General features: G+C 48.0%; 18 protein-coding genes and 1 pseudogene. 2 read left to right on the top strand and 17 right to left on the bottom strand.

Annotated features, from left to right (window positions below):
* The first annotated feature begins 36 nt into the window (after positions 1-36).
* The gene (locus tag EDI28_RS22295) at positions 37-243 is read left to right on the top strand and encodes a YaeP family protein (protein ID WP_128786088.1); all 207 of its coding nucleotides are present in this window, start codon (positions 37-39) and stop codon (positions 241-243) included.
* The gene (locus EDI28_RS22290) at positions 243-431 is read left to right on the top strand and encodes a DUF4250 domain-containing protein (RefSeq protein WP_128786087.1); all 189 of its coding nucleotides are present in this window, start codon (positions 243-245) and stop codon (positions 429-431) included. Before EDI28_RS22295 ends, EDI28_RS22290 begins: the two co-directional genes overlap by 1 nt.
* Before the next feature lie 144 nt (positions 432-575).
* On the opposite strand, the pseudogene EDI28_RS22285 reads toward EDI28_RS22290, so the two are convergent.
* The 17 genes and pseudogenes from EDI28_RS22285 to EDI28_RS22205 form a co-directional block, all read right to left on the bottom strand.
* Positions 576-1871: pseudogene (locus EDI28_RS22285) on the bottom strand (MFS transporter); the annotation flags it as partial.
* Between the two features lie 88 nt (positions 1872-1959).
* The gene (locus EDI28_RS22280; protein WP_128786085.1) at positions 1960-3537 is read right to left on the bottom strand and encodes a long-chain-fatty-acid--CoA ligase; all 1578 of its coding nucleotides are present in this window, start codon (positions 3535-3537) and stop codon (positions 1960-1962) included.
* 539 nt (positions 3538-4076) lie between these two features.
* Positions 4077-5426 (bottom strand): sodium-dependent transporter, encoded by a 1350-nt coding sequence (locus EDI28_RS22275; RefSeq protein WP_128786084.1) that lies wholly within the window; start codon positions 5424-5426, stop codon positions 4077-4079.
* Positions 5427-5670: 244 nt separating this feature from the next.
* Positions 5671-5982 (bottom strand): c-type cytochrome, encoded by a 312-nt coding sequence (locus tag EDI28_RS22270; RefSeq protein ID WP_128786083.1) that lies wholly within the window; start codon positions 5980-5982, stop codon positions 5671-5673.
* Positions 5983-6084: 102 nt separating this feature from the next.
* Positions 6085-7404: a tRNA lysidine(34) synthetase TilS gene (gene tilS / locus EDI28_RS22265; RefSeq protein ID WP_128786082.1), complete on the bottom strand. Its 1320-nt coding sequence runs from the start codon at positions 7402-7404 to the stop codon at positions 6085-6087.
* A 155-nt stretch (positions 7405-7559) separates the two neighbouring features.
* Positions 7560-8519, bottom strand: coding sequence for an acetyl-CoA carboxylase carboxyl transferase subunit alpha (gene accA / locus EDI28_RS22260; RefSeq protein WP_128786081.1), 960 nt, complete (start codon positions 8517-8519; stop codon positions 7560-7562).
* 58 nt (positions 8520-8577) lie between these two features.
* A complete protein-coding gene (gene dnaE / locus EDI28_RS22255; protein WP_128786080.1) occupies positions 8578-12057 on the bottom strand; it encodes a DNA polymerase III subunit alpha in 3480 nt (1159 codons plus the stop codon).
* Between the two features lie 134 nt (positions 12058-12191).
* A complete protein-coding gene (gene rnhB, locus EDI28_RS22250; RefSeq protein ID WP_128786079.1) occupies positions 12192-12797 on the bottom strand; it encodes a ribonuclease HII in 606 nt (201 codons plus the stop codon).
* Positions 12798-13937, bottom strand: a complete 1140-nt coding sequence (lpxB, locus tag EDI28_RS22245) for a lipid-A-disaccharide synthase (RefSeq protein ID WP_128786078.1) — start codon at positions 13935-13937, stop codon at positions 12798-12800. It abuts the gene before it with no gap.
* Positions 13938-13939: 2 nt separating this feature from the next.
* Complete coding sequence (gene lpxA / locus EDI28_RS22240) at positions 13940-14728, bottom strand: acyl-ACP--UDP-N-acetylglucosamine O-acyltransferase (RefSeq protein WP_128786077.1); 789 nt, start codon at positions 14726-14728, stop codon at positions 13940-13942.
* Positions 14728-15180: a 3-hydroxyacyl-ACP dehydratase FabZ gene (gene fabZ, locus EDI28_RS22235; RefSeq protein WP_128786076.1), complete on the bottom strand. Its 453-nt coding sequence runs from the start codon at positions 15178-15180 to the stop codon at positions 14728-14730. The genes lpxA and fabZ overlap by 1 nt, the downstream gene beginning before the upstream one ends.
* Before the next feature lie 103 nt (positions 15181-15283).
* A complete protein-coding gene (gene lpxD / locus EDI28_RS22230; RefSeq protein ID WP_128786075.1) occupies positions 15284-16309 on the bottom strand; it encodes a UDP-3-O-(3-hydroxymyristoyl)glucosamine N-acyltransferase in 1026 nt (341 codons plus the stop codon).
* A 144-nt stretch (positions 16310-16453) separates the two neighbouring features.
* Positions 16454-16963: an OmpH family outer membrane protein gene (locus tag EDI28_RS22225; protein WP_128786074.1), complete on the bottom strand. Its 510-nt coding sequence runs from the start codon at positions 16961-16963 to the stop codon at positions 16454-16456.
* Positions 16964-16981: 18 nt separating this feature from the next.
* On the bottom strand, positions 16982-19405 hold the full coding sequence (gene bamA, locus EDI28_RS22220; RefSeq protein WP_128786073.1) for an outer membrane protein assembly factor BamA: 2424 nt from the start codon (positions 19403-19405) through the stop codon (positions 16982-16984).
* A gap of 36 nt (positions 19406-19441) precedes the next feature.
* Positions 19442-20797, bottom strand: a complete 1356-nt coding sequence (gene rseP, locus EDI28_RS22215; protein ID WP_128786072.1) for a sigma E protease regulator RseP — start codon at positions 20795-20797, stop codon at positions 19442-19444.
* Positions 20794-21990, bottom strand: coding sequence for a 1-deoxy-D-xylulose-5-phosphate reductoisomerase (gene ispC / locus EDI28_RS22210; RefSeq protein WP_128786071.1), 1197 nt, complete (start codon positions 21988-21990; stop codon positions 20794-20796). The genes rseP and ispC overlap by 4 nt, the downstream gene beginning before the upstream one ends.
* A 185-nt stretch (positions 21991-22175) precedes the next feature.
* Positions 22176-23024 (bottom strand): phosphatidate cytidylyltransferase, encoded by an 849-nt coding sequence (locus tag EDI28_RS22205; RefSeq protein ID WP_128786070.1) that lies wholly within the window; start codon positions 23022-23024, stop codon positions 22176-22178.
* Positions 23025-23035: the final 11 nt, after the last annotated feature.

The raw sequence follows: 23035 nt of genomic DNA, 5'->3' as shown, positions 1-23035 counted from the left end.
GTGCCTATAGGGAGTAAACGAATTAAAGGAAATTTCATGAAAGTCTATGAATGCTGCGAATTGATCCGAATGACCTATGCCCAAATCGGCGGTGGCGAACTGGGCTATATCCCAAATGCAATCCACTGCGCGATAAAAGCCCTGGATTACGTTGCTTCCAATAAAGAAGTGCCGAAAGAAGTCAGAGAGCGAGCTGCCTTTGCCGCCGCCAATTTACTGATGAGTGATCATGAGGACAAATAATGGACGTGAAAAAATTTGATACGATGGATCCGGTCATGCTGATGAGCATTGTCAACATGAAGATCCGTGACGAATTTGGCAGCCTGGACAGCTTGGTTAAGTATTACGATATCGACAAAGACAAGCTGGTTGCCCGACTGGCTAACGCTGGCTTTGACTATTTACCGGATGCGAACCAATTTCGCTAATAGCTTGGCCTTGAAGCCGATACGCTGCTAGAAACATACAAAAAACGGCATTTGCCTACAAAGCAAATGCCGTGAAAATATTAAACTCTATACTTTAAGAAAGTAACTCTATCAATCTCGCTAGCTACTCGCGCGGTTACCCGCAATCCAAGAAGTAAAACACTGCATAAATTCAGGTACCTGGCGAAATATATATAGCGCTACGAAGGCATTGATGACTGCCAGTATGAAGAAAAACAGAGGAATACTCACTCCAGCAAGCCCCAGCAAAATCATTCCAGCTATCGCACTCACAACCATAAAGATCGCATTTATAATGTTATTCACCGCAATTGTTCGAGCCAATTGTTCCCGTTTAGCCCGCTTTTGCATCATGGCATACAAAGGAACAATGAATAATCCGCCGGAGATCCCGATCATAAGTAAATCAACGTAAACACGCATCAAAGCGGGGTTACATATAAACCCGATAATATCGGTATAAACCAGTACGGAAGACGGCGTCGAAAATAATAAATCAGCTCCAAACACCGTTAAACCAAGACTTCCCAATGGAACGATTCCCGGTTCGATACGGTGGCCAGACAAACGGTCACACAACAGCGAACCCAATGCAATACCCACTGAAAACAATGCCAGTAGGACAGATACCGCGCTTGCATTACCGCCTAAGTACAGTTTTGTATACTGGGCAAACTGAGTCAGATAGCTGGCACCAAGGAACCAAAACCAGCTAATCGCCAAAATACATGAGTAGACCGTTTTATTTTCTTTGACCAATTGAATAGCCTGCCCGGTATGCTTGATAGGGCGCCATGCAAATCGAATACCCGGATCACTGGCTGGAGCCTCTGGTATAGCCCGGGAAATCAGATACCCCAGCATCGAAAATACAATAACCGCGACGGCAGCAATATAGTGAGCATTTGGCTGATCAGCAATCAAGCCTGCGAGCAAAGTCCCGGATAGAATGGCGAGGAACGTACCCGCCTCAACAAGAGCATTCCCTGGCACCAACTCGTTGTCGTTAAGGTGCTGAGGAAGCAAAGCATATTTTACCGGACCAAAGAACGCAGATTGCGTTCCCATTAAAAATAGCAGCAGTAACAGTACAGAATAACTTTCAGTAAACAATGCACCACCCGCCAAAAGCATGATCGCAACTTCAGCGAGTTTAATACGGCGGATCAGCCATGATTTTTCATATTTATCAGCCAGCAAACCGGCACTGGCAGAAAAAAGGAAAAACGGCAGGATAAACAGGCCTGCGGCCAGGTTGATAATCAGGTTGCTATCAAGAAACAGCGTGCCTGGCGCTGCAAATGCAACCAATAATAACAGTACATTTTTGAAAATATTATCATTGAAAGCGCCCAGCGCCTGGGTGCAAAAATAGGGTAGAAAACGTCGTTTAGTAAACAAAATAGATTGCTCGTTTATCGCGAAACCATTAATGGCACCACCGGCGTGATGCCAATTACATTATTTATATCCTGTTCAGAAGGATAAACGTTAATATTCGAAAGAATTAACGTTCATATCGTCCTAGATCGGCCTTGAGATCTTTTTTCAACACCTTACCCGTCGCATTCATCGGTAACTGTTTGCAGATCTCGATATAACGCGGATATTTATATGATGCTAATTGTGATTTCCCCCATTCCAGCAAGCTTATTTCATCGGCCAGAACCTTATCTGCATCACCTTCCCGCAACACAATAAACGCCTTGATCTCCTCACCGTAAATATCGTCTGGAATACCAACCACAGCTGCCATAGCGACATCCGGATGGGTCATAAATACATCTTCGATTTCACGCGGATAAACATTAAAGCCCGAACGGATGATCATATCTTTTATCCGATCAATAACATATAAGTTACCAGCCTCATCAAACCGACCGATATCACCAGTGTGCAGCCAGCTACCTTTCAATACCGATGCCGTTTCCTCAGGGCGGTTCAGATATCCCTTCATCACATTATGACCACGAATGGTCACTTCTCCATCTTTGCCTGTTTCAACAGGCATCCCCTGATCATCGACGATACAGATCTCAACGCCCTGCACAGGCTGCCCGACCGAACCCGGAACGCGCTCTACATCAAGATGATGAAAACATGCTACAGGGCTAGTTTCGGACAAACCGTATCCTTCCAGAATAGGAATTTTGAACTGTGATTCAAAAGACTTGATCACCTCTGCAGGAAGTGGCGCACCACCACTGATTGCCAACCTCAACGAAGATAGGTCATAATCTTGCTCACTGCCACAGGCTGATGTGGTATGAAGCATACCGATATACATCGTCGGCACCCCGGCAAAAATTGACGCATGGTATTTTTCAATCTGTGACAAAACATGCAGTGGTTCAAACCTCGGAATAAGCAACAATGTCGCTCCAGAAAGTACTGCTGTATTCATATGCACCGTCTGGCCAAAAGAGTGAAACAAAGGCAGGACAGCTAAGTGCACATCATTACCATTGCCAGCCATCAGATTGCCGGCCACCATCGCATTGCTCATCATATTGCTCTGAGTCAGCATCGCCCCCTTCGGTTGACCTGTTGTACCGGAGGTATACAAAATAACAGCCGTATCATCAGCCTGACGTTCAGCATAATCTTTAACCGGTGTGGCATTGTGTATCAAGGCGCTCAGTGTCGGCATCCCGCCAAAAGAGAACTGCTGGGGATCACGGGTGATCACCGCCATATGCTCACACTGCTCAACTTGACGAAATGCAGCGATTCCGGCCTCAGCCATTGGTAGCTCTGATGTTCCTTCAAAACAAAAAAAGAATTTTGCCTCTGAATCTTTAAGGTGATATTTAATCTCACGCTCTTTGAACAGTACATTTAAAGGAACAACCACTCCGCCGACTTTTTGAATGCCGTAATATATAAACGGAAAGAAAGGAAGATTTGGACAACTTAAAGCCACACGATCGCCAGGCTGAATACCTATCGCTAGCAAGGCACCAGCAACTTGGCTGGAAATATGATCAAACTGGGCATAAGTGAATTGGGTATCACCACAAATCAATGCAACCTTATTCGGCTTACATTGAGCATTTCGCTGTAAAGCGGCGGCAAGATTCATCATGTGTGCATTCGCATTGTAATAGTAATTAGGCGGCGTACCTTATATCAAAATTTTATATGATCAGATCCGAGGAGATATTTAAATCAAGCCATTAAAATAAGTACGGATTACTAGCACGTCATTCCATCCAGCCAAAAATAGAGAAATTAACTTATAAACTCAATAATAGCCAATAAAAAAGCACGATATCGCACTTAAAAAGCATTCTGAAATATAAATATCCAACATGAGAAAAATCAACATATATCGTTTAACGACTACAAAATACTAATAATATAAATATTTATTGTAAATAACATCCATAAAATGGCTTAAGGGATCTTGAAAAACACTGATGGCAAGGTATAAATTCCAGCTAACTAATTATTCTAACTACAACATTAATTACACAGTTATAAGCTATTTAACCAACAATGAATATCAAAAACAGAGGTGATTTAGTGTTAATACACTAAATATAATACGGACAGAAAAACCGCTCGCTGTAAAGCGAGCGGTTTAAAACAAATACTTCCGTTACTAGGTTAAAGGCTTAGTCATTAACCGAGCGAAACATAGAGAACGGTTGCAACCAAAATTGGGCAGACAATTTTGACATATAACGGCCAGATCTTCCAAAACACACTATTTTCAATATCCGGACTACCTGCACTCAGTTCTTTTAGTTTAGAGTGACGAGACCATACCCAACCACCAAATAGAGTAAACAATAATGCAGCAACAGGCTGAAAGTACTGGGTCGCAATCGTTGCCACCAAGCCAAACAGGCTACCGAAGTTAAAGATAATCACAACACTGAACATGGCAATCAATCCACCGAGCACCCAGCTGGTTGGCTTACGGTCAGTTTTAAAGCGCTCGCTCACCAGAGAGACCGGACATTCAAGCATCGAGATTGAAGAAGTCAGTGCCGCGATTGTCATCAATACAAAGAATACCAACGCCAGCAGCTGACCAACAAATCCCAAGCTATCAAACAACATTGGCAGAACCGTAAATACCAAAGTATCCGAACTTAGCAATGAACCGTCTGCAGCATAAATAGCGACGCCTTTATTCATCGCCACATACATTGCCGGCAGTACCACCAAGCCGGCCACAAAAGCGACGGCAGTATCAACCAATGTGACACTCAGCGCCATTTGGGGCAAATTTTCTTTCTTGCTTAGGTAAGAGCCATAAATCAGCATTGAGCATCCGCCGATGGTCAGTGAGAAGAAGCCCTGTCCCATTGCGGCCAATAGCAGCTGGCGATCAAATATCTTGGTGAAATCCGGGATCAGATAGTGCTTAAGTCCTTCCATCGCACCGTCTTGGGTCATGATATACAAGAACATTAAACCAAACAGCGCAAACAAAGCTGGCATCAAACGCGTCGACCATTTTTCAATACCTTGCTTGACGCCACTCTGTACAATCAAAATCGTCAGTAGGTAGAAAATAATCGCACCGAATAAGTTACGGGAAACAGAGAAACCTTTGAGCCATTCAGAAGCCATTTGGAAGCCAATAATGTCGGTAACAGCCGCCAACATAAATGAAATCAACCAACCGGCAACAATGCTATAAAAAGCCAGTACCAGACAAGGGACCGCCAGACCGATCCAGCCAACCATTGCACCCGCTTTTTTTGCAACCGGATTTGGCGACAGACTACGCATGCTATCAATCGGGTTTGCCTGGCCATGACGACCTATCGCCATCTCCACGATCAGCATCGGAAAGGCGACAACCAGAATCATGAATAAATAGACTAGTAAAAATGCCCCGCCACCATTACTGGCAGCTTGGGTAGGGAACCCCCAAATGTTCCCGAGTCCAACGGCTGCCCCAGCAGCTGCCAGAATAAATCCAACTCTTGACCCAAAATGTTCTCTGTTTCCTGCCATGATTTCTGCACTCTGTGTATCAGCGTGCTAGTACAATAATCGCTACCAGTTTTTTTATCAACCATAGATAAACCAACTGGATAAATAGTAGACAGGCAGATGGAAATATTGCGTTACAACGCTATTAAAGCCCCCCTTCATTTAGGACATATAAAAAACCGCTCACTGTATATACAGAAAGCGGTTTATTTTCACCCTATCACATTGAGCGCATGTTGCACGATTCAAAGCAGAATCGGATGGGTTACTTCATTTGAGCGAAATAGGCGGCAACATTGGCAATATCGGTATCGCTTAGCATTGAAGCCTGCGGCTGCATGACCATTGCCATTCCACCGTTGCGCTGTTTATTTTTATAAGCCTTTAAAGCACCAACAAGGTATTGCTCGTTCTGGCCTTTTAGATTCGGATAGCTAGGTATCATAGCGATACCATCAGCGCCATGACATGCCGCGCATACAGCCGCTTTTGCTTTACCTGCCGCCGCATCACCAGCAGCCATTGAAGGGGCAGACATCACTGTCGCTAACATTGCAATTGCAAGAACTTTCTTCATTAGGTCCTCTTATAATTTTGTTTTATCTAAATACCCGGCTCTTACTTTAAGCGTCCTGTTTAAGGTAAAAGTGAGGTATTTGAGAATTGTGCACTGTTTAGCCTAACATTGCACATCAGATGCATCATTGTGCCACTCTAGGTCACAGTCCTGACCGCTAAACGCTTCAACAACAAATAACCCGGCAACGGCAGCAAGCTGATCACCATAATAAATTAGGGGGGTACGCCGCCGATTCCAGCTCGGTACCCCATATTCCTGAAATAATTTTTTCAGCTTTCGCTTGCCAACTCTGCCGACCGGCTTAACCTCGACGGCCTCAGGATCAAACCGAACGGATAGTACCTCGTCCGGTGTTGGCAGACGCAGTTGGCCACCTTGCGCTTGGCGCAACGTCAAAGAGCCTAAGTTCTGCGGCAACCGGCATGGCTGACCTAATTGGCACTCTTGTTGCCAGTCTTGAATATCCGGCCATTGCTGTACCAAATACAATCGCTGCCGAAAACGCCTCACCTGTACCTGCTGCCAGCACAGTTGCGGATTGGCATCGGCTTTGGCTTGTACAACAGCCTGCCAGATTTGATCCAACTGGGCCTTGGACGGCATCAAGACATTAAACAAGCCAAGCCACTGCCGGATCAATTGCTTGCCAACTCGCTCAGATCCTAACGAGGCAACAGATAGGCTCTGATCTGCCTCTAATGCCTGCTGCAGTTTCTCGTGCAGCAGTTCTTGCAGCAAGGCATCTTGCTCGCCGCAAAGCTCAGCACTTCGCGCTACGGCCTTGCGGATCCCCGGCCAGCGTTGAATAAGCTGCGGTGTCACCTCGTGACGCAAAAAATTCCGGTCGTAGCGAGTATCCTGATTACTCTCATCCTCAACCCACTCCAGCTGATGCTGCTGACCGTAATGCTCAATTTCAGTACGGGTCGATGTCAGCAGGGGGCGAAAATGTACACCACCAGCAAATGGCGTACTTTGTGCCATTGCCGCCAGTCCAGCAGGGCCACTGCCACGCTTGAGGGCCAATAGCACAGTCTCAAGCTGATCATCCGCATGCTGGGCCGTCAATAGAATCCCCCCCGCCGGTAAATGCTTTTTCAAAGCCTGATAACGTCGTTCTCTGGCTTGCTGCTCGACACTGACCCTGCTGCCCAGCGCCAAGCTAACCCGCTCTACCTGACACTCGATTCCCTCTTCACGCGCCCAGTAGAGACAACACTGGCTCCACTCATCGGCATTCTGGCTTAAGCCGTGGTGAACATGTACAGCCAAACACCGATGCTGAGGGTTGAGGCGTAGGTACTGTCCCATCAAGCGAAGCAATACGCGAGAGTCCAGTCCGCCGCTAAGGGCCAGTACGAAATGTCTAGGCGTATCACAGTATGCCTGAAGGCTGGCAGCCAATCGGGAGTAAAGCATCAGAAAGGTCTCTTATCGAAAGCCGGTAAACTTGCTGGCATTATACCAAATGCCCCTCTAATCCCCCTAACGATTGACGAGTAACAAAAAAAAGCGGGCCAACCTACGTTGACCCGCTCTATAACAATTATCTCAGCGTTTAGATCTACGTCTGCTTAGCAGTAGCCGTAGCTCATTAGACGCTGGTAACGACGCTCAAGTAGCGCTTCTGTATCAAGTGCTTCCAGCTCGTTCAGCGTTGCTAATATCTGTGCCTTTAGTTTTCCGGCCATAGCCACCACATCACGATGTGCACCACCCAAAGGCTCTTCAATAATATTGTCGATCAGCTCAAGCTCTTTCAGACGCTCAGCCGTCATGCCCATCGCTTCTGCAGCCTGAGGAGCCTTATCAGAGTCACGCCATAGGATAGAGGCACAACCTTCCGGTGAAATAACCGAGTAAGTTGAGTACTGCAGCATGTTGACACAGTCGCCCACGCCGATAGCCAGAGCACCACCAGAACCACCTTCACCCACAACGTTACAGATAACCGGTACGGTCAAACCTGCCATTGCTTTTAGGTTGGTAGCAATCGCTTCCGACTGGCCGCGCTCTTCTGCGCCAACACCAGGGTAGGCACCTGCAGTATCGATAAAGGTAATAATAGGCATCTTGAAACGCTCTGCCATTTTCATCAAACGCAGCGCTTTACGATAGCCTTCAGGTTTTGGCATCCCGAAATTACGCAATACCTTTTCTTTAGTTTCGCGGCCTTTCTGGTGGCCAATAATCATTACCGGGCGACCATCAAGACGGGCAATACCACCAACAAGTGCCTTATCGTCAGCAAAAGCACGGTCACCGGCTAACTCGTCAAACTCTGTAAATATATGCTCAGCGTAGTCAAAGGTATACGGGCGCTGTGGGTGACGGGCTAACTGCGCCACCTGCCATGCACCAAGATCACCAAAAATTTTCTTGGTTAACTCCAGGCTCTTCTTTTCTAGCTGTTCAATTTCTTTATCTAAATCAACCGATGCAGACTCATCACGACGTGATACATCACGAAGCGCTTCAATTTTTGCTTCCAGTTCAGCAACAGGTTGTTCAAACTCAAGGAAGTTCAGGCTCATACCACTTCAATCCTTTTGCTCACAATTAGTAATGTATATTTAATAACTGTGGGCTAATTTAATTAAACTCAAGCTCTACTTGCTTTTCACCCAGCAATACTTTGAGATCGGTAATTAATTGATCTGCTGGGGTAACACGCCATTCAGTCCCGAGGGTCAACTTGGCGCGTGCATTCGAGCGCTGATAGTACACATTCACCGGTACAGTGCCTGCACGGTGTGGCTCCAGCATCTGGCTGAAGCGTTCAAAAAACTGTTCATCAATTTGCCTCTCAGTCACAGAGATAGCAAGTCCTCTCAAGTGCTTTTCTCTGGCTTCTGAGATATCCAACACTTCTCTGGCCGACATTTTAAGGCCACCGTTAAAATCATCAAAGCTGACCTGTCCGGAAACAACGACGATTCTATCTTTTTCAAGCAGATCGATATACTTTTCAAGCGGCTCTGAGAACAACATCACTTCCATCCGACCGCTGCGGTCGTCCAGTGTCATCAGGCCGATGCGGGTTCCTCGCTTGGTGGTCATTACCCTAGCGGCTATCACCAGACCAGCCACGGTCACCACTTTGTCACGTCCTGTCGGATGAGCATCCTTCAGGCGCCAAGTCGTATAATGCTTCAACTCAGGCACATAAGTATTGATCGGGTGCCCCGTCAGGTACAGGCCCAGGGTATCACGCTCCCCTTCCAGCCATATTTTTTCCGGCCACTCCGGAATATTGGCATATGCATGCTCAACTTCTTCCGGTGCCGCCGTCAATACCCCGAACATATCGGTTTGGCCGAAAGCTTCAGCCTGGTGGTGCTGGCTAGCCGCTTTGATCGCATCATCCAGTGTCGCCATCATTGCGGCACGATTTGGTCCGAGTCGGTCCATTGCCCCAGATTTGATCAGCTTCTCCAGTACCCGCTTGTTCACTTTCTTAGTATCGATACGGGCACAGAAATCAAACAGATCCTTAAAGTGGCCGTCTTTTTCCCGCGCTTCGATAATGTTCTCAATCGGGCCTTCACCCACCCCTTTCACCGCACCGATACCGTAAACAATTGCGCCATTTTCATCGACATTAAATCGATAGAGCCCCTTGTTCACATCAGGCGGTAACAGCTTTATTTTCATTCGGTGGCATTCATCCACCAGGCCCACGATTTTGTCGGTATTATCCATATCGGCGGTCATTACTGCCGCCATGAACTCAGCTGGATAGTGCGCTTTTAGCCACAGGGTCTGGTACGACACCAGTGCATAGGCCGCGGAGTGGGATTTGTTAAAGCCATATCCGGCAAACTTTTCCACCAGATCGAAGATCTTCATCGCCAGCTCGCCGTCGACGCCGTTCTTCACTGCCCCATCTTCAAAGGTAGCACGCTGCTTGGCCATCTCTTCCGGCTTTTTCTTACCCATCGCACGACGAAGCATATCCGCCCCACCCAAGGTATAGCCAGATAGGACCTGTGCGATCTGCATAACCTGTTCTTGGTACAGGATAATACCGTAGGTTGGCTCGAGGATCTCTTTCAGCGACTCATGCTGCCACTTCTCATCCGGATAGGATACCGCTTCACGGCCATGCTTACGGTCGATAAAGTTATCTACCATGCCCGACTGAAGCGGACCAGGGCGGAACAAGGCAACCAGTGCGATCATATCTTCGAAGCTGTCTGGCTGTAGTCGCTTGATCAGGTCTTTCATTCCGCGGGATTCAAGCTGGAATACCGCAGTAGACTCTGAACGCTGCAGCATCGCGAACGACTTGGCATCGTCCATCGGAATCGCCGCAATATTAACAGGCTCTTCACCTCTTGCTTCACGACGAGGGTTAATCATCCCCAGCGCCCAGTCGATAATGGTCAGAGTTCGCAGACCCAAGAAGTCAAACTTAACCAAGCCGGCAGTTTCTACATCATTCTTGTCGAACTGGGTGACCGGATTACCCCCTTCTGCATCGCAATACAGCGGAGCAAAATCGGTAATGGTCGTTGGCGAGATAACCACACCACCAGCGTGCTTACCGGCATTTCGCGTCACACCTTCAAGAATACGACACATATCGATAAGCGCTTTAACTTCCTCATCCGCCTCATAGACCTGACCAAGCTGCGGTTCAGCATCAAACGCCTTAGCCAGTGTCATCCCCGGCTCAGCAGGCACCAGTTTGGAAATTCGGTCAACAAAGCCATACGGATGCCCCAACACCCGGCCAACGTCGCGGATAACCGCTTTCGCCGCCATCGTACCAAAGGTGATGATCTGGGATACCGCATCACGGCCGTACATTTCCGCCACGTGATCGATAACCAAATCCCGCTTATCCATACAGAAGTCGATATCAAAATCGGGCATGGAAACACGTTCGGGGTTTAGGAATCGTTCGAACAGAAGATCAAACTCCAGCGGATCCAAATCGGTAATGTCGAGGGCGTAGGCCACCAGGGAGCCTGCACCTGAGCCTCGGCCGGGGCCGACTGGCACGTCATTGTCCTTCGACCACTGGATGAACTCCATAACAATCAGGAAGTAGCCAGGGAATCCCATCTGATTGATAACTTTAAGTTCAATGTCTAAACGCTCATCGTATTCTGGACGACGCTTTGCACGTTCTTCTTCATCTGGGAATAGAAAAGCCAATCGACGCTCTAAGCCCTTTTCAGACTCCTTAACCAGGAAGTCTTCGATAGTCATCTCCCCAGTCGGGAAGTTCGGCAAGAAATATTCGCCCAGACGTACGGTAACATTACAGCGTTTAGCTATTTCGACACTATTTTCCAGCGCTTCAGGAATGTCCGAGAACAGATCGCACATTTCCTCTTCTGTTCGCAAATATTGCTGATCGCTGTACAGTTTGGGGCGATTAGGATCCACAATAGTGTAACCGTCATGGATCGCAACCCGGATCTCATGAGCATCAAACTGATCAGCAGAAATCAGCCTCACATCATTGGTTGCGACCACCGGCAACTCTGCCTGTTCAGCCAATTCAACCGCAAAGTGGAGGTAGGCATCTTCATCTGCGCGCCCGGTACGGACCAATTCAAGATAATAGCTAGCAGGAAAGTGAGTATGATAAAACTCGACACAGCGCTCAACCAACTGTTGGTTGCCTTTGAGCAATGCCTTGCCCACATCACCACTTTTACCGCCTGAGAGCAAAATCAAACCTTTCTTATGCTCGACCAGCCACTCTTTATCCATTACAGGCAAGTGTTGAACATGACCTCGCTGGTAAGCTTTGGATATCAACATGGTCAGATTCTGGTAGCCATCATTATCCGCGGCCAGTACCGTCAGATCGGTCAGCTCCTCGCCCATTTCTTCCGACTGGACCTTGAAGTCAGCCCCGATGATCGGCTTCACCCCGGCACCATGAGAGGCAAAATAGAACTTCACCAAACCACAGAGGTTGGTAAAGTCAGTCAATGCCATTGCTGGCATACCCATTGCCGCCGCTTTTTTTACCAGCGGCGGGACTTTGGACAGACCGTCCACCATTGAGAAATCACTGTGGACACGAAGATGAATAAAGCGAGGTTCAGCCATTACTAACCAGATTTGATGTGTTCTTGATACGAAGGAACGATTATAGCCTAAAGGGCTACAATCATCACCGAATGTGGCTTAACGTCCAAACTAGTGACTATTAAGCCAGCGGCAGAGATGCATTCTGCAAGGGATCAGTCGATACCCAGAATGCGTTTTACCGGTTTAAAGCTCTTGCGGTGCTGGTCAATTGCGCCCAGCGTCTCCAACGCCTCAAAGTGTACTTTGGTCGGGTAGCCCTTATGCTTGGCAAATCCATAACCTGGATACTGGGCATCCAGCTCTTCCATTTCACGATCCCGGGTTACCTTGGCCAAAATTGAAGCAGCACTGATTTCAGCTACCCGCAAATCCCCTTTTACCACCGCCTGTGCCGCCATCGGCAACTCGGGGGTTTTATTGCCATCAATCAATACATAGTCAGGCCGAACTGCCAGCCCCGCGACTGCACGTTGCATGGCAACCATCGTTGCCTGCAGAATATTCAACTGATCAATTTCTTCCGGTTCACAACGTCCCAAAGACCACGCCAATGCCTTCTCTTTGATTTCGGCAAACAGAAGGTTACGTTTTTTCTCACTCAGCTTTTTCGAGTCAGTCAGCCCTTCTATCGGTTTATTCGGGTCAAGGATCACTGCTGCCGTTACCACCGCGCCTACGAGCGGGCCGCGCCCGACCTCATCAACGCCGGCGATTAGATTGGCCTGCGGGTACTCAAAAGGTTCTAAAATTACTGCCATTTATCTATCTATCAAATTCAGGACAGCCGCTGCTGCCTGTTTATCCGCATCACACTTGATAAGCTGATGAAGACGAGAAAATTCAGCCATCAGTTCGCTGTTATCCGAACTAAGAAAACGGTCTACCTCTGCAAACAACTTTTCGGGTACACAGTCATCCTGGAGCAATTCTGGCACCAGCTCGCGATCCGCCAGAATATTTGCCAGCGACACATATTTGGTTTTGAGCATTCGTTTTGCCAACCATGCCGTCATTGGCTTGACCTTGTAGCCTACAACCATCGGGCGTTTGACCAACATACACTCAAGTGCGACTGTTCCGGATGCCAACAGTACCGCATCAGCAGCGGTCATAACATTACGGGCCGTATCGTCAACCAGCACAAAATCGAGATCTGGTGCCGTTTCCCGCCAGGCTTGCTCGAACTGCTCGCGCCGCTTCTGGTTCACCAGTGCGACGACAAAGCCAAGATCCGGGTATTTTTGCTGCAACAACTTACAGGTCTCGATAAAAGGAGCTGCCAGCATCCCCATCTCGCTGCCTCGGCTTCCGGGTAATACGGCCAGCCAACGTTTGCTGCTATCGAGATTAAGCAAGTCCCTGGCAGCCTGCTGATCAGTTTGCAACGGGATTGCATCCGCCATGGTATGGCCGACAAACTCGCAAGGCACGCTAAACTTGTCATAAAATGCTTTTTCAAACGGCAGGAAGGCCAACACCAAGTTGGTCGCGGCTTCAATTTTGAAAATACGTTTCTGACGCCACGCCCACACCGACGGGCTGACATAGTGAACCGTCTTGATACCGCGCTGCTTAAGATCCAACTCAAGACGCAGATTAAAATCCGGCGCATCAATGCCGACAAAAACATCCGGCGGATTGTCGGTAAAATACTTAACCAGCTCGGCTTTGACCTTAAACAGGCGCGGTAAGCGACCAAGTACCTCAACAATACCCATCACTGCCAGCTCTTCCATATCAAACAGCGTTTCCCCCCCTTCGGCCTGCATGCGCGGACCGGCGATACCGACAAACTCGGCATCCGGGTATTGCTGCCTGATGGCTTTAATAAAGCCGGCACCTAAAATATCGCCGGAGATTTCCCCGGCGACAATTCCTATTCGAAGTGGCTTCGTCATAATTAGCGAATGATACCGCGTGTTGAGTCTTCGAAGAACTCAGTAAACAGCCCTACAGCTTTATGCTCTTTGGCCATCTCTTCAATTACCGGCTTCGCTTCAGCCAATGTTTTGCCTGAGCGGTACAACTCTTTGTACACAGCACGAATAGCACGAATTTCAGGTTTCTCGAAACCGCGTCGTTTCAGGCCTTCGACATTAATACCAAACGGTGCACAGTGGTTACCCTGCGCCATCACATATGGAGGCACATCCTGAACCACGATGGAACCACCGCCCAGCATACAGTGTGCACCGATTGTGCAAAACTGGTGAATAGCCGTGATGCCACCAATGATAGCGTGATCACCGATAGTAACGTGACCTGCCAACGTTGCATTGTTGGCAAAGATGCAGCGATCACCTATCACACAGTCATGAGCAACATGAACATTAACCATAAACAGGTTGTCACTGCCCACTTTGGTGATGCCGTTATCTTGAACGGTACCACGGTGCATCTGTACGCTTTCACGGATTGTATTACGGTCGCCGATTTCCAAACGGGTCGGCTCACCTGCGTATTTCAGGTCCTGGCACTCTTCACCAATGGACGCGAACTGAAAAATTCGGTTATCGCGGCCAATTGTTGTCGGGCCTTTGACCACTACATGAGACATGATTTCGGTACCTTCACCGATTTCGACGTCTGCACCGATATAACTGAATGGGCCAATCTTTACATTCGCGCCAATCTTAACCCCTTCCTCAATAATCGCTGAAGGGTGAATATGTGCCGTTTCGTGAATCATTAGAACTCTCGTCTTGCGCATTTTAGCTCAGCAGAGCAAACCACACCGCCGTCAACTTTTGCTACACCATTGAACATAGCAATACCACGACGCTCTTTCAGAAATTCTACTTCGATGACCATCTGATCACCCGGAACTACCGGCTTACGAAATTTTGCATTATCAATACTAGCAAAATAATACAGCTCGTTTTCGGCTGGAGCACCAAAGGTCTTAAATGCCAGCAGGCCTGTCGCCTGGGCCATTGCCTCGAGAATCATCACTCCAGGAAAAATCGGCATCTTTGGAAAATGACCGGTAAATTGAGGTTCGTTCACAGATACATTCTTAATCGCGCTAAGCGTTTTACCTTCTTCGTAGTCAGTTACACGATCAATCATTAGAAACGGATAACGGTGTGGAAGAAGCTCTTGAATCTCTGTGATATTTAGCGTTTTGTTCTCGCTAGTCAAAACTGAATTCCTGTCTAAATAAGATTTAAAAATACGGTATGATTTTAACGCAAAACGGCCTACACGGTGTGCAGGCCTGTTTCAGCGATGAAATTGGCAGCAATTAGCTGTTTTCTTCCAATTTCTTTTCAACGGTTTTAAGACGCTTGTTCATCTCGTCTATTTTCATTACCCGAGCAGCCGTTTTGCGCCACTCGCGGTTTGGCTGTAATGGGATACCGGAGGAGAACATACCTTTCTCCTCGATGCTACGCATCACCATTCCCATACCAGTAATCGTTACGCCATCAGCTATCTCTATGTGGCCATTGAGCACTGATGCGCCGCCGATAATACAGTACTTACCAATCTTGGTACTACCTGCAACAATAGTACCACCCGCCATCGCTGTACCATATCCGATTTGTACATTATGGGCGATTTGCATTTGGTTATCGATGATCACATTGTCTTCGATAATCGTATCGTCCAATGCGCCGCGGTCAATTGTAGTACACGCGCCGATCTCAACGCGGTTACCGATTCGAACAGATCCTAGTTGTGGGATCTTCACCCACTCACCTTTGTCATTCGCATATCCGAATCCGTCAGCACCAATAACAGTACTGGATTGAACCAAACACTGCTCACCCAGCACGACATTGTGGTAAATGGTAACGTTGGCCCATAATTTAGTATCGGCACCAATAACCGCATTTTTGCCAATAAAGCAGCCAGCGCCAATTTGCACGTTATCGCCCAGCTGAGCGCCGGATTCAATCACTGCATTATGGCCGATAGCGACCCCCTCACCGATAACCGCATCGTCGGCAATATACGCCGATGGTGCAATGTCAGTAGCTGCTACAGGGGTGGTATCTAATAACTGAGCGATCAGCGCATAACCCAAGTACGGGTCTTGCATTACCAGTGTATTGCCTTCAAAGAAAGACACATCGCCCTCTTTCAGCATCACGGCCGATGCCTTGCACTGTGCAAGATGCTTGCGATATTTACTGCTAGACAAGAACGTGATCTGTCCTTCCCCAGCCTGCTCCATACCAGCAATAGACTCAATAACTACAGTGCCATCTCCGCGTAGCTCTGCACCCAGTTTAGCTGCTATTTCAGCAAGAGTAATTCCAGCCATTATTTACCTTATTTCTTTGTAGTTGTTCAGCATCAAGTACCAGCGCTATACAGCAAGACGAAAGTGCAGACTGCAACAAAGTCAATCATACACCTTCGACTCGGCCTAGCTAGATAGGTACCAGCAAAGCTGAATAATTACCGTTTATTTAACTGCAGAGATCACCTTGGAGGACAAGTCATCTTTCGGGCTAGCATGAAGTACAGCGTTCGCATCTAGGATAATGTCATAGCCTTCGCGCTTAGCGACGTCCTGGATAGCCTTACGAATTTTTTGCACCAGCTTTTGCTCTTCTTCTGCACCACGACGGCGTTGATCTTCCTGCAAAGCTTTAGCTTTCAGTTTGTAATTTGACTCTAGTGAAGCCATCTCACGCTGTAGCTTAGTGCGATCGCTTGAGCTCATCAGCTCACCATCACGCTTCATCTTGTCCACTTTGGTTTTCATGCGACTTTCAATACCGCGAAGTTCGTCAATGCGATCTTTAAATTCACCACGCAGTTTTTCGGCCACATTATACCGTTTTGCCAGCTGAGCCATAGCCTGACCAGTTGCGACATAGCCAACTTTTTGTGCTGCTTCCGCGGCATTCGCATACATCGATGAAGAAAGAATCACCAGGCTAAGACTTGCCGCTTTAATCCACTGTTTCAAAAAGTATCTCCTCAAATTTTAGAATGTTCGTCCAATAGTGAAGGTAAAGAACTCTTCATCATCACCATCGTATTTCTTGATCGGACGAGCAACCGAGAATACGAGCGGCCCCATCGGTGACATCCACTGTAGGGCGGCACCATATGACGCACGGATCAATGACGGATCGGAATAGTCATTCAAGTACCTGCCGTCACCACTGGTTACATCATATTCCGTATCCCACACTGTACCGGCATCAACAAAGATGCTGGTTCGAATTTGGTTACGGACTTCATCCGAAGCAAACGGCGTCGGAACAATCAGCTCAGCACTAGCCAAGGCTGTAGCATTACCACCGGCGGCGTCATCAGTACCTGTAGCACAGTCGTTATTGCCACCACCACCGATCCCGCCAGCTTCACAGCCTCCGACATACACGGCTTTCGGACCAACGGTATTGGAGCGGAAACCACGCAGGGTCGAGAAGCCACCAGCATAGAAGTTTTCATAGAACGGCAGCAACTGATCACTGCCGTTGTCTGTTGTGCCATAGCCATTACCGTAACCCAGCTTACCGCGGAGCAATAGGCTGAAGTCATGCCCTTCGTTGAGCGGGAAGTACTGACGGACATCATACTGCGCCTTGAAATACTGGGCATCCGAACCAGGGATCGTCATCCGGAACGAGGCGCGCTGATGATTACCTGCCGTCGGGAAGTAACCACGGTTAAGGTTATTACGGGTCCAAGATACCGACCAGTCGAAATCATCAAGTTCAATCACGTTGTCGCCGCGGTCAAAACCATGAATCGCCTTGAACTTCTCAATCTGAGCATATTCCTGGGTATTTGAGATCTTATTATGATCATAACCTAGGCCAAACTCGAAAAAGTTAAGTTCATCGAACGGGAAACCCCATGTCAGGCTGGTCCCGTAGCTCTGGTTGGTATAATCAGAGATGTTAGCATCCGAGGCTTCGAACTCGTTGTAGTAGATCTTACCGCCGAGGCTGATGCCATCGAGAGTAAAGTACGGGTCGCGGTACTCCAGGCTGACGTTCTTCTGGTAGTCATTCATCATCGCATTGATACCAAAGCGATTGCCGGTACCGAGGAAGTTATCCTGCTGGATCCCAGCCTGGAAGCTAATACCGGATTCCGTACCATAGCCCACACCGAAATTAATGTTGCCGGCATTGGCCTCTTTGACGTTGTACTTAATATCTACCTGATCATCAGTGCCCGGAACTCGTACTGTCTGGACATCGACGTTTTCAAAGAAACCGGTACGGTTTAGACGCTCTTTGCCACGCTCGATTGATTTCGAGTTTAGCCAGCCGCCTTCCATTTGACGCATCTCACGGCGCAGCACTTCGTCTTTAGTCGAGGTATTGCCTGAGAACGAAATATTTCGCACATAGATACGCTTGCCCGGATCCACATTGACAGTCAATGCCACCTGCTGGTTTTCATCATCAAAATCAGGAATCGTGGTTACTTGCGGGTAGGCATAACCGAGTTCACCCAGCTTACGCTTAACCGCTTCTTCCAACGCCGTGACTTTTGCACCGTTGTAGACTTCACCGGCACTGATTGTAACCAAACTCTCCAGATCATCGACCTTGCCGACCAGCTCACCGCGGAACTTCACGTCCTTCACGCTGTACTGCTCACCTTCATCGACTTTCAGTGTGATATACACGCCTTTCTTGTCCGGCGAAATAGCTACCTGGGTCGCATCAAGCTTGTACTTGAGGTAACCGCTGTTCAAATACTTGGAGCGCAGCGTTTCCAAATCACCAGCAAGCACCTGCTTCTGATACTTTTCATCAGCCAGGAAATTCCACCAAGGTACTTCCGCCTGCAGGTTGAATTTATCTTGAAGCTCTTCATCGGAAAAAACGTCATTACCGATAAAGTTGATTTGCTGGATTTTGGCCGAGACACCCTCGGTAAAGACAAACTTCAGGTCAGCACGATTTCGCGGCAGCGGAGTAACAACCGCCTTTACCGTCGCATTATATTTACCGACGCTATAATAGAAGTCTTCAAGCCCTTTTTCTATCTTGCTCAGAGTCGTACGATCTAATGCTTCACCAATACTGATCCGCGAAGCATCAAGATTTTCTTTAAGCTGCTCTTCCTTGATAGCTTTGTTGCCAGAGAAGGTGATATTGGCAATAGTCGGACGCTCAAGGACTTTAATTAACAGCGTATTTCTATCACGGTAGACTTTAATATCTTCAAAATTTCCAGAAGCAAAAAGCGCCTGAATCATTTCCGAAACATCACGCTCATCAACATCGTCACCCACTCGGACCGGCATTTTCAACAATGCCGCACCCAGCGTAACGCGCTGCAAGCCTTCGAAACGAATATCATCAACTACAAATTGTTCCGCGCTCTGCGCAACACTACTACCGAGTAAAAGTGATGCGACCAACAGTTTTTTCATCGCCATTAGTGTTCTGATTATTCCTTGCTAAAAACGCACTTATTAAAGGCGGGTAAAATCATTGAATAGCGCTACGGCCATTAACGCAACCAAAATGGCTGATCCCACTCTGTAGCCTATATCCTGAACACGTTCAGAAACAGGACGACGAGTTACCGCTTCAATGGCGAAGAACATCAAGTGTCCACCATCTAGCACTGGCAGCGGTAACAAATTAACAATACCTAAGTTCACACTGATCAAGGCCAGAAAGCCTAGGAAATACACCACCCCATAATCGGCGGTCATCCCAGCACCTTTAGCTATCGAGATCGGGCCACTTAGATTTTTGATTGCAACATCACCCGTAACCAACTTAGTTACCATATCAAACGTTAGAGTAACCAGCTGCCACGTTTTTTCTGCAGCCTTGCCAACAGCTTCAACGGGGCCATATTGCAAATTAATCCGGTATGATTCCGGCCAAGGCTCAACCTTCGGCGCAAAACCGGCGTAGCCGATAACGTCACCGTCACGCTGTGTTTTCGACTCTGGCGTGAGCGTAAGCAATACCATCTCCCCCTCACGTAGCACTTCCATGCCAAGAGCCTGAGAAGGATGGGAACGTATCGCATCAACGACCTGCTGCCACTCAGTTACCGGAGTAGCATTGATTGCTACAATTTCGTCATTTAACCTCAAACCGGCCGCTATTGCTGCGCCATCATCAACAAGTTGTGAGATCACGAGTGTAATTGCCGGTGAGTAAGGTGCAATGCCCAAAGATGTCAGTACCCGCTCTTCGTCCGGGTCAAACGACCAGTTCGTTAGATCAAGTATACGCTGCACTTCGTACTCAGTATCAGGCTCGGTGACAGTGACGACCATCTCTTCGTCACCGATATGAGAAATCATCGCCATATTAACGGATTCCCAATCAGCGATTTGGATTCCTGAAATAGATTTTAGTTCCATCCCATTGCTAATTCCTGCTTCTGCAGCAATAGATTGCGGAGCAATGTCACCAATCACCGGGCGCACAGCCGGTACCCCAATCAAGTAGACAACCCAATAGGCAAAGACTGCAAAAAGGAAGTTAGCAAACGGACCAGCTGCTACAATGGCACTGCGCTGCCATAGCGCCTTGTTGTTGAAGGCCTGATTCTTTTTCTCTTCAGGTACATCATCAACACGTTCATCGAGCATTTTGACATAACCGCCCAACGGGATCATAGCCAACGTATATTCGGTACCGTCCTTACCCACCTTACGCCATAAGGCCTTGCCGAAACCAATCGAAAAACGTTCGACAAATACTCCGCAACGACGGGCTACCCAGAAGTGACCAAACTCATGAACGGCAATTAATATCCCCAGAGCGAGTAAAAATGCCCCTAGGTTCCACAATATTCCCATCATACAGATACCTTTCTAATCACTTCCTGCGCTAAAAAACGAGCCATTCTATCCAGCTCAATGACACTTTCCAAGTCAGTCGGCTCGGTCATTTGCGCTAGATCGAGAACCTGGGTAGTCACTTGTGCGATATCGGTAAACCTTAGCTGATTATTCAAAAAAGCAGCCACTGCTTCTTCATTGGCTGCATTTAAGGCCGTCGTTGCAGCCTGTCCGGCATAACACGCTTCCATAGCCAGTTTCAGGCAAGGATACCGCTTAAAATCAGGCTGCAAGAAAGTAAACTCACCCACTTTGCTAAAATCTAGCGGTGCCACACCAGCATCTACTCTTTCAGGATAGGACATCGCGCAGGCAATAGGCGTTCTCATATCAGGCAGCCCCATCTGCGCCAGCACCGAGCCATCTTTGTATTGAACCATAGAGTGGATAACTGACTGCGGGTGGATGATCACGTCCATTTGCTCGCGAGAGGCATTGAATAGCCAACGTGCCTCGATATACTCCAGCCCCTTATTCATCATTGTGGCTGAATCAACGGAAATCTTTGGCCCCATCGACCAGTTTGGGTGGGCAATGGCCATTTCAGGTGTCACTGCGGCAAGCTCAGCCACATCGCTATAACGAAACGGGCCACCAGAACCTGTTAGTAAAATCTTTCTGATCCCGTGCTTTTCCAGATCACAATGGCCCATCGCGCGCTGGATCTCTGCAGGCAGACTCTGAAATATAGCATTGTGCTCACTGTCTACCGGCAATAGTTCGGCACCATACTGCTGACAGGCGTCTATGAACATCTGCCCAGACATAACCAGGGCTTCCTTGTTTGCCAGCAAAATGCGCTTGCCCGCTTTTACCGCAGCCATGGTAGGCAGCAAACCAGCCGCACCGACAATGGCAGCCATGACAGTATCAACTTCATCAAGAGCTGCTATCTGACTCATTCCAGAGGCACCAGCAAGAACCTCTGTCGGAATATTATGCTGCTTCAGTACTACACTTAGCTCTGCTGCCGCTGATTCAGACGCCATTGCGACATACTTCGGCTTCCATTGCAGGCATAACTCGAACATTTTTTGGCTATTCGAACCTGCGGCCAGTGCAACTACTTCGAACAAATGCGGACTTTGTGCCGCAACCGCCAACGTACTGCTCCCGATAGAGCCCGTCGCACCAAGAATCGCTAACTTACGCATAAAATCACTTTCTTCAGCCGTGAAGAGCCGCCCATAATTGGCAGCTCAGTAAAACAGGGATCCGCTAAGATCTTATTTGCCCTGTTGGACAAGTTTGCTCGTTTGTTAACCATTGCCAAGCGGCTCATACGATGAGTAAGCACTCTTTCATTATGGCTGACATCACACAGCAAAAACTGGCTATATCATACTAGCCAGAGGTAGAGCAAAGCAAAAACAGGAAGGGCGGCCGTCAAGCTGTCAATACGGTCAAGAATCCCGCCGTGTCCGGGGAGGATACTACCGCTGTCTTTAATGCCAGAGGCGCGCTTGAACATACTCTCAACCAAGTCACCAAGTACAGAAGCAACCACCGTAACTATTGCAATCACCAACAAGCTACCCAGGCTGACAAAAGGAATGTCCATCAGGGCTGCGCCCCCCCAGGTAACTAATACAGCCAGCACAGCACCACCGACAAGGCCTTCGATCGTCTTGTTCGGACTCACGGCCGGTGCCATCTTATGCTTGCCGAAGCGTTTGCCTGAGAAATAAGCGCCCGTATCAGCCGACCATACCAAGAAGCAAACCAGCATCACCAGCTGGGCACCATGATAAGGCGATTCGGTATAATTGACGGCGCGGAGCATCAAGATACTCCAGAAGAAGGGGATCAGGGTCAGTAGGCCAAAAAGATATTTCAAAGATGTGGATTTGGACCAGAGCGCTGAACTAGAAGGGTAAGTCACTGCTAACATAGAAGCGACCAGCCACCAGATCCCGCCAACCAGCAACATATACTGATGCGACGGAGCCAGAACGGACAAGGTTGCCACATCCGTCGGCATAATGATAATTGATGCCCCCAAAGCAATAGCGGGTACCAACATCGCGCCTAAGCGCGACTTCGTATCAACAAATTGTGTCCATTCCCAAAAACCGACCATGGTAATCGCGGCTACAGCGAAAACAAAAGCAGGGAAAGGTAAAAAAAAGATCCCTGCTATTACTAACGGCGCGAGGATTAGTGCGGTAATAATACGTTGCTTAAGCAAGCTGCGTCCTC

This window comes from Photobacterium chitinilyticum, assembly GCF_004104355.1.
Classification (GTDB): Bacteria; Pseudomonadota; Gammaproteobacteria; order Enterobacterales; family Vibrionaceae; genus Photobacterium; species Photobacterium chitinilyticum.
The sequence above is the reverse complement of the archived record's forward strand: the minus strand, read 5'-3'. Positions and strand labels throughout refer to the sequence as shown.